At 66.6% G+C, this 14,732-nt stretch carries 15 protein-coding genes; 10 read left to right on the forward strand and 5 right to left on the reverse strand.

Going from position 1 to position 14,732, the window contains the following annotated elements:
• Window positions 1-137 precede the first annotated feature (137 nt).
• Window positions 138-1,013 (forward strand): LOG family protein, encoded by an 876-nt coding sequence (locus RQX22_RS09385; RefSeq protein ID WP_315725838.1) that lies wholly within the window; start codon window positions 138-140, stop codon window positions 1,011-1,013.
• Between the two features lie 6 nt (window positions 1,014-1,019).
• Here the strand turns inward: RQX22_RS09385 and RQX22_RS09390 are convergent, their stop codons facing one another.
• The 4 genes from RQX22_RS09390 to mutY form a co-directional block, all read right to left on the reverse strand.
• Entirely contained in the window at window positions 1,020-1,466 is a 447-nt protein-coding gene (locus tag RQX22_RS09390) for a DUF1801 domain-containing protein (RefSeq protein WP_315725839.1), read from the reverse strand.
• A gap of 126 nt (window positions 1,467-1,592) precedes the next feature.
• A complete protein-coding gene (locus RQX22_RS09395; RefSeq protein WP_315725841.1) occupies window positions 1,593-2,297 on the reverse strand; it encodes a c-type cytochrome in 705 nt (234 codons plus the stop codon).
• Between the two features lie 63 nt (window positions 2,298-2,360).
• Complete coding sequence (gene nudC / locus RQX22_RS09400) at window positions 2,361-3,278, reverse strand: NAD(+) diphosphatase (RefSeq protein WP_315725842.1); 918 nt, start codon at window positions 3,276-3,278, stop codon at window positions 2,361-2,363.
• The gene (gene mutY, locus RQX22_RS09405; protein ID WP_315725843.1) at window positions 3,260-4,264 is read right to left on the reverse strand and encodes an A/G-specific adenine glycosylase; all 1,005 of its coding nucleotides are present in this window, start codon (window positions 4,262-4,264) and stop codon (window positions 3,260-3,262) included. The genes nudC and mutY overlap by 19 nt, the downstream gene beginning before the upstream one ends.
• Here mutY and RQX22_RS09410 point away from each other — a divergent pair.
• The 5 genes from RQX22_RS09410 (at window position 4,249) to RQX22_RS09430 (ending at window position 10,511) form a co-directional block, all read left to right on the forward strand.
• A complete protein-coding gene (locus RQX22_RS09410) occupies window positions 4,249-4,866 on the forward strand; it encodes a DUF721 domain-containing protein (protein WP_410001626.1) in 618 nt (205 codons plus the stop codon). The two genes, mutY and RQX22_RS09410, sit on opposite strands and share 16 nt — an antisense overlap.
• Window positions 4,863-5,597 carry a DsbA family protein gene (locus RQX22_RS09415; RefSeq protein WP_315725844.1) on the forward strand — a complete coding sequence of 245 codons (735 nt, stop codon included), beginning with the start codon at window positions 4,863-4,865 and terminating at the stop codon, window positions 5,595-5,597. The genes RQX22_RS09410 and RQX22_RS09415 overlap by 4 nt, the downstream gene beginning before the upstream one ends.
• 1 nt (window position 5,598) lies before the next feature.
• Complete coding sequence (locus tag RQX22_RS09420) at window positions 5,599-6,300, forward strand: thioredoxin domain-containing protein (RefSeq protein WP_315725846.1); 702 nt, start codon at window positions 5,599-5,601, stop codon at window positions 6,298-6,300.
• 19 nt (window positions 6,301-6,319) lie between these two features.
• Complete coding sequence (gene smc / locus RQX22_RS09425) at window positions 6,320-9,757, forward strand: chromosome segregation protein SMC (protein WP_315725848.1); 3,438 nt, start codon at window positions 6,320-6,322, stop codon at window positions 9,755-9,757.
• Between the two features lie 67 nt (window positions 9,758-9,824).
• A complete protein-coding gene (locus RQX22_RS09430) occupies window positions 9,825-10,511 on the forward strand; it encodes a glutamine amidotransferase-related protein (RefSeq protein ID WP_315725850.1) in 687 nt (228 codons plus the stop codon).
• Between the two features lie 9 nt (window positions 10,512-10,520).
• On the opposite strand, the gene ypfJ is transcribed toward RQX22_RS09430, so the two are convergent.
• Window positions 10,521-11,399 (reverse strand): KPN_02809 family neutral zinc metallopeptidase, encoded by an 879-nt coding sequence (ypfJ, locus tag RQX22_RS09435; RefSeq protein WP_315725852.1) that lies wholly within the window; start codon window positions 11,397-11,399, stop codon window positions 10,521-10,523.
• A 113-nt stretch (window positions 11,400-11,512) separates the two neighbouring features.
• Here ypfJ and RQX22_RS09440 point away from each other — a divergent pair, with 113 nt between their 5' ends.
• The 4 genes from RQX22_RS09440 to RQX22_RS09455 all read left to right on the forward strand — a co-directional run bounded on the left by RQX22_RS09440 (window position 11,513) and on the right by RQX22_RS09455 (window position 14,715).
• Window positions 11,513-12,295, forward strand: coding sequence for a 3-hydroxybutyrate dehydrogenase (locus tag RQX22_RS09440; RefSeq protein ID WP_315725853.1), 783 nt, complete (start codon window positions 11,513-11,515; stop codon window positions 12,293-12,295).
• Window positions 12,296-12,315: 20 nt separating this feature from the next.
• Window positions 12,316-12,942, forward strand: a complete 627-nt coding sequence (locus tag RQX22_RS09445) for a DUF4893 domain-containing protein (protein ID WP_315725855.1) — start codon at window positions 12,316-12,318, stop codon at window positions 12,940-12,942.
• 39 nt (window positions 12,943-12,981) lie between these two features.
• On the forward strand, window positions 12,982-14,298 hold the full coding sequence (locus RQX22_RS09450; RefSeq protein ID WP_315725857.1) for an amidohydrolase: 1,317 nt from the start codon (window positions 12,982-12,984) through the stop codon (window positions 14,296-14,298).
• Window positions 14,299-14,421: 123 nt separating this feature from the next.
• Window positions 14,422-14,715, forward strand: coding sequence for a hypothetical protein (locus RQX22_RS09455; protein ID WP_315725859.1), 294 nt, complete (start codon window positions 14,422-14,424; stop codon window positions 14,713-14,715).
• Window positions 14,716-14,732 lie beyond the last annotated feature (17 nt).

Genomic DNA, 14,732 nt, shown 5'->3' on the forward strand with positions numbered 1-14,732 from the left:
GACGCCAGATCCGTGCTACCGCTCGAACGGTCCCGAAGCGGGCAGTGCGACCCCATCACCTGTCGGATTCCGCCGAGGCACGAACAGGCCAGGCCCCGGCCATTGTCGGGATCCGGTTTGGACCTTAGGGAACGGCGATGACTGAAATCGTACCGCCCAAGCGCGGCTTCTCTCCGGCGCGGGAGGAAGCCGAAGTCGCCAGCCAGACGACGTCGAGCCCGCAGACGGAGCATCCGGCCTACCGCCTCGCCTTCCAAGACATGGATTTCCTGCTGCGCGAGGATCTGCGCCCGGTCCGCTTTCAGCTGGAATTGCTGAAACCCGAATTGCTGCTCGACCAGGCGAACATCGCTTCGACCTTCGTCTTTTACGGTTCGGCGCGTATCCCCGAACCTTCGAAGGCGGATGCGATCATCGAGGCGGCCGCGACGGATCGCCAGCGCCGGATCGCCGAACGGCTGAAGGCAAAGGCGAAATATTACGACGAAGCGCGAAAGCTGGCGCGGCTGGCGAGCCAGGTGTCGTGCGACGCCGACGGCAAGAGCCATTTCGTGGTCTGTTCGGGCGGCGGTCCATCGATCATGGAAGCAGCGAATCGCGGTGCCGCCGACGAAGGCAAGGAATCGATCGGGCTCAATATCGTCCTGCCTCACGAACAATTGCCCAACCGCTACGTCACACCGGCGCTGAGCTTCCAGTTCCATTATTTCGCACTTCGCAAGATGCATTTCCTGCTGCGCGCCCGCGCCGTCGCCATCTTTCCGGGCGGGTTCGGCACGTTCGACGAATCCTTCGAACTCCTGACCCTGATCCAGACCGGCAAGATCGCGCCGCTTCCGATCCTCTTCTTCGGCAAGGAATTCTGGCAGCGGGTCGTGAATTTCGAAGCGCTGGCCGAGGAAGGGACCATTTCTCCCAACGACCTGTCGCTGTTCACCTTCGTCGAGACCGCCGAAGAGGCCTGGGCCCATGTCTGCGAACATTATGAGAAGAATGGCGGCCCGGGCTGCTGAAACGCCCTATTTCGAACGGCGCGCTTCATAGCGGGCGATGAAGAGGGCGACCGGCATGGCCGCGATCATTTCGGCTATCGCATCCTCCACCAGCTGGTCCCTGGTTTTGAATCTCAAGCAACTCCTGCCCATGTCGAGCTTCTTGCCAGCGGCCGCATAAGCCTCTTTCAACGGCCTGTTCCCGCCATCGGCCGGCGAGATGCAGTTGAGATAAAGCGCGTTATAATTCTTTTGCGCGGCAAGCGCCGCAAACAGCAGCGGCTGACCGTTATAGGTGTCCGGATAGGTTTCGAGCGGCACTTCCCAGCTGATCATCCCCCAGTTCATGCGCTCGGCATAACCCTCCGGGATATGGCTGTTCACGAAATCGCGAACGTCGGAAATCAAGGGGGCCCGATCGGCGGGAAGCTCGGCGAGATAGGCTTGCGGCGTCGCCGCCTTGCTGCTTGCCATCCGACTCCCTCAGCTTCGCCGACGTCCGATCGGACCGAACCGAGTCCGGACATGTTTCGATCTTCGGTCCTTTTCCGTGCCGACGGATGAATCCGCCCGGCTCGGGAACAATGCGAGTCCGCAGTGTCAGTGGCGCTCCTGCTTGGACGTGCCGGTCACTGCCGGCGCACCTTCGCCGCCGACATTGCCTTCCGGCTGCTTGGCGGCCTGGGCTTCGGTCGGCACCGGAACGTCCGTCGCCTTGTCGCCTGCGGCGGGGGCATCCGCTTCTTCGGCGGCGATCTCGGCCGGATTGCCTTCGGCGGCCGGCGGCGGCGGCACAGGCAGGTTCGAACCCTGGCTGTTGAGATAGGCGAGGAGGTTGGCGCGATCCTCCGGCTTGGAAAGGCCGGCGAAGGTCATCTTGGTGCCGGGCACCAGTTCCTTGGGCGATTGCACCCAATGGTTCATCGTTTCCCAATCCCAGCTGAGGCCCTTGGACTTCAGAGCGTCCGAATAAGGGAAACCGGGGACATGGGCCATCGGCTTGCCCATCGAGGCCCACAGATTGGGACCGACGCCGTTGGCGCCGCCCTGGTTGATCGTGTGGCAGGCGGCGCATTTCTTGAACACCTGCGCGCCCGCGGCCGCATCCGCGGACGCGAGATAGAAAGCGATCGGCTTTTCGGCTTCGGCAGCGCCCGCCCCTTCCTCGACCACCCCTTCGATCGGATAGCCCATCGTCTCCGGGCGCTCGCCGTGAAAGAGTTCGCCAGTGACGATCGAGGCACCCAGCGCGATTATTCCTGCGCCAAGCACCCAGCCAGCAATCGTGTTCGTGCGATTGTCCATGCCGCTTCATTACCTCCGGGGACGCGCGGGCTCATCGCGCATGATGGAATTTTGGGAGCCCCTTTAGAGGCGGGTCGCGCCCGCCGCAAGCGGCTCCGCAGCCTGCGCCCAATGGACGAGCAGACTATGGGCTATCGCGAAGGGAGGAGGCGCGAGGAACGGCGCCTCCGGATCGCCGGCGAGCGCGGCGAGAACGTCGGCGCGGTCCACCCACATCGCCGCTTCCAGCTCATCCCGGTCGATCGTCAGCCGATCGTCGCGCGCGCGGGCGAAACAGGCGATCATCAACTGACCGGGAAAGGGCCAGGGCTGGCTCGCGACGTAGCGAACGTCCCCGACCTCCAATCCGGCTTCCTCACCGAGTTCCCGGGCGACCGCTTCCTCGATCGATTCGCCGGGCTCGACAAATCCTGCGAGGGCGGAAAAGCGCCGCGGCGGATAGCCGGGCTGCCGCCCGAGCAGCACGCGCCCGCCATGTTCCGCAAGCATGATCACCACCGGATCGATCCGAGGAAAATGTTCGAGGCCGCAGCCACCGCAGCGCCGTCCCCAGCCGGCGCGGAAGGCATCGGTGCCGGTCCCGCAGCGGCCGCAGAAGAGATGGCGGTTGTGCCATCCGATCAGACTGCGGGCACCACCCCATAAAGCTGCGTCCGCGGGCGCCATCGCCGCCAGAATGTGAAAAACCGACCAAGCCCGCTGCCCGGGATCCGCCGAAGCGATCGGAGCGAAAAGCGGTCGTTCGCCATCGAGCCCCAAAAAGATCAGTCCGGTTTCAGCCACACGCTCGGTCATCGGATCCCAGCAGAGCCGCCCGTCGCCATCCAGCACCGGATCCAGCGCCGCCAGCCGAAGCAGACGCGCCGAAGCACTTGCCGCCAACGCGTCCAGCCGCGCCTCGTCGAGGCGAAGTCGATCGGCGCGATCCAGGCCTGCGCCGGTAAAGCCCGGCCGGATCGGGCTCATGCGGCCAGCCGCCATTCCTGCCCGCGCGCCGCAAGCTTGGCGAACAAAGTCGGCAGGCCCGCCTCGCCGATCCGTTCGATCGGCCACCAGATTCCGTCATCACGCCGATCCGCCGATGCGGCGCAAAGCAATGTCATGCTGAGCGCGAAATGGGTGAAGACATGTTCGACCGAACCTGCCTCGTTCCAATGGGCGGCGGCGGGGGCCGCTTCGGTCGGCAGTGCGAGCATCCCGCCGAGCAGGCCAGTTGGCGGCCGGCGGACGAGCAGCACATGATCGTCATGTTCGAGCCAATAGGCGATGCCCTGGCGGCGCGGCCTGGGCGCCTTGGGCGCCTTGACCGGATAGGTTTCCGGGCTCCCTTCGGTACGGGCCCGACAGTGGGAGACGAGCGGGCAGATGCCGCAGGCGGGCGCCCGCGGGGTGCAGATGGTGGCGCCGAGGTCCATCATCGCCTGCGCGAAATCTCCACTGCCTCCCTCCGGCGTGATGGACTCCGCCAGCTCGTAGAGCGTGGGCCGGGCCTCCGGCAACGCCGTCTTCACCGCGAACAACCGGGCGACGACGCGCTCGACATTGGCATCCACGACCACCGCCCTGCGTCCGAAGGCGATCGCGGCGATCGCCGCGGACGTGTAGCGGCCGATGCCGGGAAGAAGGGCGAGACCGGCCTCATCCTCCGGAAAACGGCCGCCATGATCGCGGGCGACGATCCTGGCGCAGGCGAGCAGGTTGCGCGCTCGGGCATAATAACCCAGCCCCGCCCAGGCGGCCATCACCTCCCCATCCTCGGCGGCGGCAAGCGCTTCGACGGTCGGCCAGCGCGATGTGAATTTTTCGTAATAGGCCCGCACCGCCGCGACCGTGGTCTGCTGCAGCATCACTTCCGACAGCCAGATCCGATAGGGATCGGGGCGCTCGCCGCCGGTCGCCCGCCATGGAAGCTGCCTTTTATCCACAGCATACCAATCCAGCAGGGCATTTGATGCATCGACTGTCATGGGCCGCTTATGCCATGCTGGCGCGGATGACGAAATCGGGCGGAACGACAAAGGGGAAGACGGAGGTCGCAAGGGCCCGGCGCCCGCGCGCGGTTTCCGACATGGTCCCCGAGGTCGGCCGGATGGCGTTCCGGCGCTTCGGCTTCGTCCAATCGTCCGTGGTCAGCCGCTGGCGCGAAATCGTCGGCGAGCGCTACGCCGCCGTATCGTCGCCGGAATCGATCCGCTTTCCCGCCGGCAAGCGCGCCGAAGGCATATTGACCCTGATCGTCGAGGGGGCCCATGCGCCGATGATGCAGCATGTCGCGCCGGCAATCATCGAGCGCGTGAACCGGTTCTTCGGCTACAAGGCGGTCGACCGCATCGCATTCCGGCAAGGAATGGTTCAGCTGGACAAGGCAAAGTCGCGCGCAGCAGCGCCTTCGCTCCGGCCGATCCCGGCCGCGCTGGGCGATTCGCTGCGGGAGATCGTCGATCCGGAGCTTCGTGCATGCCTGGAATCGCTAGCGCGCGGCGTGGCGGCCGGGGAAGAGCCGGCACCGGCCGCGGGCACCGGAACGATGAAAGTGATCGGCAGAATTGGTGGAGAGAAGAAGATATGAGGCTTTTGATCAGCGCGACGATGTTGCTTCTCGTCGCGGCGTGCGGCAGCGACCAGAGCGGAAATGAAGTCGCCGGAGGCAATAGCAGCGCGCCGCTGCCGCAGATCCAGGCGCCCAACGGCGATTGGACCCAGACGGTGGTCGAGACGGCGGAAGGCGGTTTCCGCATGGGCAATCCCGACGCGCCGGTGAAACTGGTCGAATATGGGTCCTTCACCTGCGGCCATTGCGCGGTCTTCACCGAAGAAGCCTCGGCGCCGCTTCGCGACACCTATGTCAAAAGCGGCCAGGTAAGCTGGGAATTCAGACCCTATCTCCTGTTCCCCACGGATCCAGGCCTGTCGATGCTGCTGCGCTGCCAGGGAGCCGGTCCCTTCTTCCGCCTGACCGAGCAGCTTTACGCCGACCAGCCCAACTGGATGGCACGGCTGCAGGCGCTGCCGCCCGAACAGCTGCAGCAACTGGAAGGCCTGTCGCCGCAGGACAAGACGGAAGCCCTGGTACGCGCCGCCGGGCTCGATCAATTCTTCCGCCAGCGGGGCATGCCCGAAGCCAAGCTCAATTCATGTCTTTCCGACCCGGAGGGCCTGCAGAAGGTCGCGGCGATCACCGAGCAGGGCAATAAGGACGGCGTGACCGGGACACCGAGCTTCTTCATCAACGGCAAGATCGTCGAGAATGCGTCGAGCTGGGCGGCCCTGGAACCCAAGCTGCGCCAGGCGGTGCAATAAGGTGAGGCCGCGCTTCCTGCTTCCGGCCATCGCTCTTTTCGCGCTGGCCGCACCCGCGGCGACCCCCGCTCAGCCAGCCAAGGCTGGCGCCCAGAAGGATTGGAGCCATAATGTCGTGGCCACGACGGAAGGCGGCTTTCGTATGGGCAATCCCGACGCGCCGGTGAAGCTGATCGAATATGGATCCCTGACCTGTCCGCATTGCGCCCATTTCGCCAAGGACGGCGTGCCGCCTCTGGTCGCCAATCATGTGAAGAGCGGGAAGGTCAGCTTCGAATTCCGCAACCTGGTGCTGAACGGCATCGACGGCATTGCCGCCTTGCTTTCGCGCTGCGCCGGTCCGACGGGCTATTTCCGCGTTACGGAAGGCCTTTATGCGACCCAAGCCGAGTGGGTCGGCAAGATCGGCGCGATCAGCGAGGCCGAGAAGAAACGGATCAGCGCCCTGCCGCAAGCCGACCAATTCCTGGCAGTCGCGAATGCATCCGGCATCCTTGCCCTCGCCGGCCGGTCCGGCGTGACGCGACAAAAGGCGCGGCAATGCTTTGCCGACAAGGACAAGCAGAATCGCCTGAGCGAAATGGCGCGGGCAGCCGGCGCCATGGGCATAACGGGCACCCCCGCCTTCCTGATCAACGGCGAGAAGGTGGTGGCGCATGAATGGGCGGAGCTGGAGCCGCTGATCCGGCAAGCCGGAGACTGAGATTGAGCGGGGGCGCGCCTTGCAGATAAAGCGCCTGAAGCTTTCCGGCTTCAAGAGCTTCGTCGAGCCGGCCGAGCTGCGCATCGAGCCGGGCCTGACCGGGGTGGTCGGACCCAATGGCTGCGGGAAGTCCAACGTCCTCGAGGCGATCCGCTGGGTGATGGGCGAATCCTCGCCCAAATCGATGCGCGGATCGGGGATGGACGATGTCATATTCGCCGGCACCGCGTCCCGGCCGGCGCGCGATTTCGCCGAAGTCTCCCTGCTCGTCGAACGCTTCGCCGAAGATCTTCCGGGCGATCTTGGCGTCAGCCAGCATGGCGATGTCGAAGTCACCCGGCGAATCGAGCGGGGCGCCGGCTCCGCCTATCGCGTCAATGGCCGCGACGTCCGCGCCAAGGATGTCGCCTTGCTCTTCGCCGATGCCGCGACCGGCGCCCATTCGCCGGCCCTGGTCAGCCAGGGCAAGATCAGCGCCGTGATCGCGGCCAAGCCGACCGAACGCCGGCTGATGCTGGAGGAAGCGGCGGGCATTGCCGGCCTCCACGTCCGCCGCAAGGATGCCGAAGGCAAATTGCGCGCAGCCGAGGCCAACCTCACGCGGCTCGACGAATTGCTTGGCGACATGGAGCAGAGGTCGGCCGCGCTGCGCCGCCAGGCCAAGGCAGCCGAACGCTACCGCAAGCTTTCGGACCAGATCCGGATCGCGGAAGGACGGATGATCTTCGCCCGCTGGCGCGAGGCTTCCGAGGCCGCCGATGCCGCCCAGAAGGAAGCCGAGACGGCCGTGGCCGCGGTCGAGAAGGCGGCAGAGCTGCAGCGCGGCGCCGCGGCCTATCAAAGCGAGGCGGCACAGGCCCTGGCGCAGCGGCGCAGGGCGGCGCAGGAAGCCCGCGAACAATCGTCGGCGCTCGGCCACAAGCTCGCCGCGCTGCGGGCGGAACGCGACACGATCAGCCGCAGGATCAGAGAACTCGGCGATCGCCGTTCCGCGCTCGCGGCGGATCGCAACCGCGAGGAATCGCTTGGCAGGGATGCCGAGGCCGCCTTGGCCAGGCTGGCGGAAGAAGCGAACGAGATCGCCGCCCGGCTCGCCGCCGCCGAAGCGAGCCGGGGCACGATCGACGTCCGCACCGTCGCGCTGGAGGACAAATCGCGCGAGGCCGAAGCCGCCCTTGCCAGGGCCCGTGCCGCCCAGGCGGCCGAACAGGCCGAGACGCAAGTGGCCCAGGCCAGCCTAAGCGGGGCCCGCACCAAATTGGGCCGCGCCCAGGAGGAGGCGGCGCGACTGCAGGCGCAATTGCAGGAATTGGGCGACGAGACGCCGCTGGTCGAAGCGCGTCGCGCGGCCGCTCTGCGGCGCGAGCAGGCCGAGGCGAGATTGACGGAGGCGGGCGAGGCGATCTCCGCCGCGGAAGCCCGGCGCCAGCAATTGGCGGCCGACCGGGACCAAGCGGAAAGCGAAGGCGCGTCGGCGCGGGCGGCGCTGGCCGCGCTCGAATCGGAGGCGAAGGCGCTCCTGGAGACGGTCGAGGGCAGCAGCGGCGACCGCGCCATCAACCATCTGAAAGTGGCGCCAGGCTATGAGCGCGCTTTGGCCGCGGCGCTGGGCGACGATCTGGAGGCGGCGCTCGACGGGGACGGACCGCGCCGGTGGCAAGGGACGGAGATCCTGGCTTCGGATCCGCGTCTGCCGCCCAGCCATGTTCCGCTTCGCGACCATGTCGAGGCCCCTCCCGCTCTGGCCCGGCGGCTGGCCCAGATCGTCGTCGCCGAAGAGGATGACGGCGTGCCGCTTGCGGTCGGCCAGCGCCTGGTGACGCGCGACGGGCGGCTGAGGCGCTGGGACGGCTATGTCGCGAGCGGGCTCGGTGCAGCAGCGGCGGAGCGCCTGATCCGGGTCAATCGGTTGGCCGAGATCGAAAAGGCGATTCCGGCGGCCGCCGCGTCCGTCGGCGAAGCCCAGCGACGGATCGACGCCGCCCTTGCCGAAATGACCCGGTCGCGCGATGCGGCGGATGCGGCGCGGCGCAGCGAGGCCGATGCCGCGGCCGCGATCCGCGATGCCGGGCGGGAAGAGGATGCCGCAACCACCGCGCTCGAACGGCTCGACATACGCCGCACCGGCCTGGCCGAACGCATCGCCCAGGCCGACGCGGATCTTGCCGATGCCCGCAAATCGCTGTCCGAGGCCGAAGCGATCGCGGCCGCGCTTCCCGATCCCCAGGAAACCGATGCGCGCGTCGCCGATCTTCGCGTCAAGGCGGAAGCCGCCCAGGCCGCGCTGGCCGAAGTCCGCGCCGAGGCCGCTACCCACGCCCGCGCGGTCAGCGCCGACAAGCAGCGGCAGGACGCGGCCCGCAAGGAAAGCGCCGACTGGCAGGTCCGCGCGACCGATGCGGGCAAACGCCACGTGGAAATGGGCCGGCGCATCGACGAGGCCGAGCAGGAGGCCGCGAAGCTGGCCGACGCGCCCGCCGCCTTGGCCGCGCGCCTGGAAGAGATGGAAAGCGAGACGGCGGAAGCAGCCGCCGCCAGCGAGGCTGCGCTGGCGGCCGAACGCGAGAGCGAAGCGGCGCTGCGCACGACTGAGGCCCGCCTCGTGGAAGTCGCCGAGATATTGGCAAGCGCCCGCGAAGCGCGTGCCGGCGCGGTCGCCCGTCACGAAAACCAGGAATCGCGGCGGATCGAAATGGCGCGCATCTCCGGCGAGCGCTTCGAATGTCCGCCGCCCTTGCTTTCCGAGAAGCTCGGCTTCGACGAGGCGACCATCGAATCCGCAGGCGGCGAATCCGCCCGCCACGAGCGGCTCAGTGCAGAGCGGGAGCGGATCGGGCCGGTCAATCTGGTTGCCGAACGGGAGCTAGAGGAGCTCGAGGAAGGGCGGCTATCGAGTCAGGCGGAACGGGAAGAACTCGGCCTGGCCATCAACCGGCTGCGCGGATCGATCGGCAGCCTCAACCGCGAAGGGCGTGCGCGCCTGCTTGCTGCCTTCGAGGCTGTCGACCGCCACTTCCGCAGCCTGTTCACGACCCTGTTCGACGGCGGCCAGGCCCATCTGGAGCTGGTGGAATCCGACGACCCGCTGGAGGCCGGCCTCGAAATCATGGCGCAGCCGCCGGGCAAAAGACTGTCCGCACTCACTCTGCTTTCGGGCGGGGAGCAGGCGCTCACCGCCGTCGCCCTGATCTTCGCCTTGTTCCTTACCAACCCCGCGCCGATCTGCGTCCTCGACGAGGTCGACGCGCCGCTGGACGATGCCAATATCGAGCGATTTTGCGACCTGCTCGACCGGATGACGGGCGAAACGGACACGCGCTACCTGATCGTGACCCACAATGCGGTGACGATGAGCCGGATGCATCGCCTGTTCGGCGTGACCATGGTGGAAAGGGGCATCAGCCGGTTGGTCAGCGTCGACCTGGGCGGCGCCGAGCGCCTGCTCGCCGCCGAATGATGCGCGCCTTCGAGAAGGAATGACCGAGGCGATTGCGCGGGCCCCGCCGGAAATTTAGAGACCCCCCATGAAGATCGGCATCCTGCGCACGGGCGCTCCGCCCGCTCCCCTCATTCCGCGCTTCGGCCAATATGACGACATGTTCCGGGGCATGCTCGGCACCGGCTTCGACGCGACCAGCTATGACGTGGTGACCGGAACGCTGCCGGGAACGGTCGAGGACCAGGACGCCTATCTGATCACCGGCTCTTCCGCCGGTGTCTATGAGGATCATGACTGGCTTCCCCCGCTCCGGGATTTCCTGCGTTCGGCAAAGGGTAAGGCGAAACTGGTCGGCATCTGCTTCGGCCACCAATTGATGGCGGAAACGTTCGGCGGCCGCGTCGAGAAATCGGACAGGGGCTGGGGCATCGGCCTCCATCGCTACGACGTGCGGAAAATCGCGGACTGGATGGATCCGGTTCCGTCCTTCGCCGCGATCGTGTCCCATCAGGACCAGGTCGTCGAACCGCCGCCCAAGGCGACGGTGCTGGCCGGCAGCGACTTCACGCCATTCGGCCTGATCGCCTACCAGGACCAACCGGCCATATCCCTCCAGCCCCACCCCGAATTCGAGCCTGCATTCGGCAAGGCACTGATCGAGTGCCGGAGGCGGCGCCTGCCGGACCCCGATGCGGCGATCGCGTCGCTCGACCAAGCCGGGGACGGCGCCCGTCTCGGCCAGTGGATCCGGACATTTCTGAAAAAGGGTTGAGCGGAGGCTCTATCCGCCGAACGTGTCGCACGAAGCCGGATCGCCGCTCCGCATGCCGCGCTGCAGCCATTGCATCCTCTGCTCCGACGAGCCGTGGGTGAAACTTTCCGGAACCGCATAGCCCTGCGACTGCTGCTGCAGCCGATCGTCCCCGATCGCCGACGCGGCGCGAAGCCCCTCCTCGACGTCGCCGGGCTCCCAGGCGCTTTTCTCGGTCGCGGCCCAGACGCCGGCCAGGCAATCCGCCTGCAATTCCATCGCCACGCTCAACCTATTGCCCTCGGCCCGCCCGGCGCGCGCCTGCATGGCCCGAACCCGTTCATTGGTGCCGTCGAGATTCTGGATATGATGGCCCACCTCATGCGCAATCACATAGGCCTGGGCGAAATCGCCCGGAGCCTCGAACCTTTGCGCCAGTTCCTCGAAGAAGCTCGTATCAAGGAAGATGCGCCGATCGGCCGGGCAGTAGAAGGGGCCCATCGCCGACTGCGCAGCGCCGCAGGCCGACATGTCGCCGCCGCGATAGAAACGCAGCGTCGGCGGCCGGTAGCGCTGGCCCGCCGCAGCGAACAATTCGGTCCAGCGATCCTCCGTGGAGGCCAGCACCTGACAGGAAAAGCGCGTGACCTGGTCGGCGCCGCAAATATCCTCGGGCGTCTCGCCGCCGGGGGCCGGCTGGCCATGTGGCACGCCGGACGGGCCGCCTTCGATCAGCGACATCGGATTGATGCCGAAGACGAGCGAAATGACGATCAGCAGGACAATCCCGCCGCAGCCGAGCCCGCCTCCGCCCAGGCGGATGCCTCCGCCGCCCATCGGCAGGCCGAAGCCGCCGCGGCTCCCGCCGCTTTCCACATTGCTGCTGGTCCTGCGTCCGCCAAATCGCATGAAAGCCTTCTCCCGCCATATTCGCCGGAGCCTGAATGTCCGGAGACCTCGACCGGTTGCATTTCGCCGCGACTGCGACGAAAGGTCCGGCACCACCCGCATAAGGCGCACCGATGTTCCTCAAAGGCAAGACCGCCCTCGTCACAGGCTCCACGTCCGGCATCGGCCTTGCCTGCGCACGGGCGCTTGCGGCGGAGGGTGCCAGCATCGTCCTCAACGGTTTCGGCGACCGCGAAGCGATCGATCGGATCATGGCCGAGCTTGGCGCGGCAAGCGGCGCCGAGGTTCGTCATAATGGCGCCGACCTGACCAAGCCGGAGGAGATTGGCGGCCTGATCGCCGATGCGGATGCGCTCGGCGGTGCGGATATCCTGATCAACAACGCGGGCATGCAGCACGTGGCCCCGATCGACCAATTCCCCGTCGACAAATGGGATCTGATCATCGCCCTCAATCTCAGCGCCGCCTTCCACGCCATCCGTCTCGCACTTCCCGGCATGAAGGCGAAGGGCTGGGGCCGGATCATCAGCACGGCTTCGGCCCACTCGCTGGTCGCGAGCCCGAACAAGGCGCCTTATGTGGCCTCGAAACATGCCATTGCCGGGCTCACCAAGGCGGTGGCGCTCGAGACGGCGCCAAGCGGCGTGACCGTCAATTGCATCAGCCCCGGCTATGTCTGGACGCCTCTCGTCGAAAACCAGATCCCGGACACGATGGCGGCGCGCGGCCTCACCCGCGAACAGGTGATGAACGACGTGCTGCTGGCTGCCCAGCCGACCAAGAAGTTCGTCACCGTCGACCAGGTCGCCGCCTTCGCCCTCTTCCTCTGCCGCGACGAGGCCTCGGCCATTACCGGCGCCAATCTTTCGATGGACGGCGGCTGGACGGCGGCGTGAGCAGGTGGTTGAACGGAGGCATGAAAAATAAGGCGCTCTTCCTCCCGCTCGCCTTGCTTCTGACCGCCTGCGCCTCCGACGGGAGAAATGTCGGCCCCGGCGAACCGCAAACCCAGAACTGGCGCAGCATCGCCACTGCGCGGGACCGCGAAAGACTGAGGGAATGGCGCACCGCCTGGGTTCGCGCGCTCGCCAAGTCCCGCGCCGCCGGCCACGGCGCCGAAATTTCAAAAGAGGGCATGTTGCTGCAGCCCGACGCCGCCCTTCCCGAAGCGGCGCTGCCGACAGGCGACTATCGCTGCCGCACCATCAAGATCGGCGCGAAGTCGGAAGGACTGCTCGACTATGTCGCCTATCCGCCCTTCGATTGCCGGGTCACGCAGGCAAGCGACGGCCTCCAATTCGTCAAGCTGACCGGCTCCCAGCGCCCCGTCGGACGGCTCTTCCCCGAAAACGACCGGCGGATGATCTTCCTCGGCACGCTCCAGCTCGGCGACGAGAAGGGCGTGTTCAGCTATAGCCATGACCGCGAGCGCGACATGGCCGGGCTGGTGGAGCGGATCGGTGAGAGCCGCTGGCGGCTGGTCCTGCCCTATCCAAGTTTCGAATCGCTGATCGACGTGATCGAGCTCGTCCCCAGCCGATAGCAATCGCCGCGCGCAATGAAGTCCAAGAGAGGAATCCGAATGAAAGCCCTGATCCCCGCTTTGCTGACCATGACCATGTTCGCTGCGCCGGCCCGGGCCGACATGCTCGCCGACCAGGTGCGCCAGGACATGCCGTCGCTGATGGCCCTCTATCGGGATCTCCATGCCAATCCGGAGCTCAGCATGCAGGAGGTGAAGACCTCCGCCAAACTGGCCGCAGAGGCGAAGAAGCTGGGCTTCGACGTCACCACAGGAGTCGGCAAGACCGGGGTGGTCGCGGTCATGAAGAATGGGCCGGGGCCGGTCCTGATGATCCGCGCCGACATGGACGGATTGCCGGTCGTCGAGCAGACCGGCCTTCCCTTCGCGAGCAAGGTACGCGCGACCAGCGTGACCGGCACGGAAAGCGGCATCATGCATGCCTGCGGCCACGACACCCATATGACCAGCTGGATCGGCACGGCGCGCCGACTGGCAGCCATGAAGGATCGATGGTCCGGCACGTTGGTGATGATCCTCCAGCCCGGAGAGGAAATGGGAGTCGGGGCCAAGGCGATGCTGGACGACGGCCTCTATACGCGCTTTCCCAAGCCGACCCATGTCGTCGCCTTCCACGATTCCGCCAGCCTCCCGGCGGGAACGATCGGCTATTCGGTGGGGCCGACTTTCGCCAACGTCGATTCGGTGGACATATTCGTGAAGGGCGTGGGGGGTCACGGCGCCTATCCGCACACCACCAGGGACCCGATCGTCCTCGGCAGCCGGATCGTCGGCGCGCTCCAGACCCTGGTCAGCCGCGAGAACGATCCGCAGAGTCCGGCGGTCGTCACCGTCGGCAGTTTCCGCGCCGGCGCCAAGCATAATATCATTTCGGACGAGGCCACATTGCTGCTGACGGTCCGCAGCTATACCGACGAAACGCGCAAGCTGCTGCTCGACGGGATCCAGCGCATCGTCCGCGGGGAAGCGATCGCCGCCGGCATGCCGGAGGACAAGATGCCGACCGTCACGATCCGCGACGGGGAATATACGCCCGCCACCGTCAACACCGAGACGTTGACGCAGAAGGCGACGGCGCTCTTCACCCAGCGATTCGGCGCCAACCGGGTGGTCCGGGTGGCGCCGGTGATGGCGGGAGAGGATTTCGGCCGATATCATCTCGTCGACAAGGACATCGAGAGCATGATCTTCTGGGTGGGCGGCGTACCCAAGGCGAAATGGGACGAAGCCGGCGGCGATCCGGCAAAGCTGCCATCGCTGCACAGTCCGTTCTGGGCGCCGGATGCGGAGCCCGTCATCTCGACCGCGACCGAAGCGATGGTGACGGCGGCCCTGGACGTGCTGGCCAAGGGCTGATCTTTGCCGGGCAACCGGGGCCGGGGAAGTATTCTGGCCAGTCGTGGCCGACGGAAGCCCGGATGCGGAACCGATGGCCGCGGCGTTTCGTTGCTTTTTCGACGCCGATCAGAAGGAGCCCCTATGTCCCATATCCCCAATTCAGCCATGCCCCATGCCGGCCCCAACCCAGCGACCGACGACGCGGAGACCAGGGCGGCGGAAGGCAAGTCCACATCCGCATTCTTCTCCGACAAGGCCGGCAAGCTGGCCGACACAGCCAAGGCCCATCCCAAAACAGCCGTTGCCGCCGGCGCCGCGCTGGTCGCAGGCGCGATCGCGGCCGCGGCCATTCCGATCGCCCGTTCGCGGTCCAAATCGGGCAGCGGAGGCCGTTCGAAAAAGGCCAAAGGCCAAGGAACCAAAAGCACGGATTAGGACCGAAGAGGATATTC

Origin of the sequence: Sphingosinicella rhizophila (assembly GCF_032378825.1) — a bacterium.
Taxonomy (GTDB): Bacteria; Pseudomonadota; Alphaproteobacteria; order Sphingomonadales; family Sphingomonadaceae; genus Allosphingosinicella; species Allosphingosinicella rhizophila.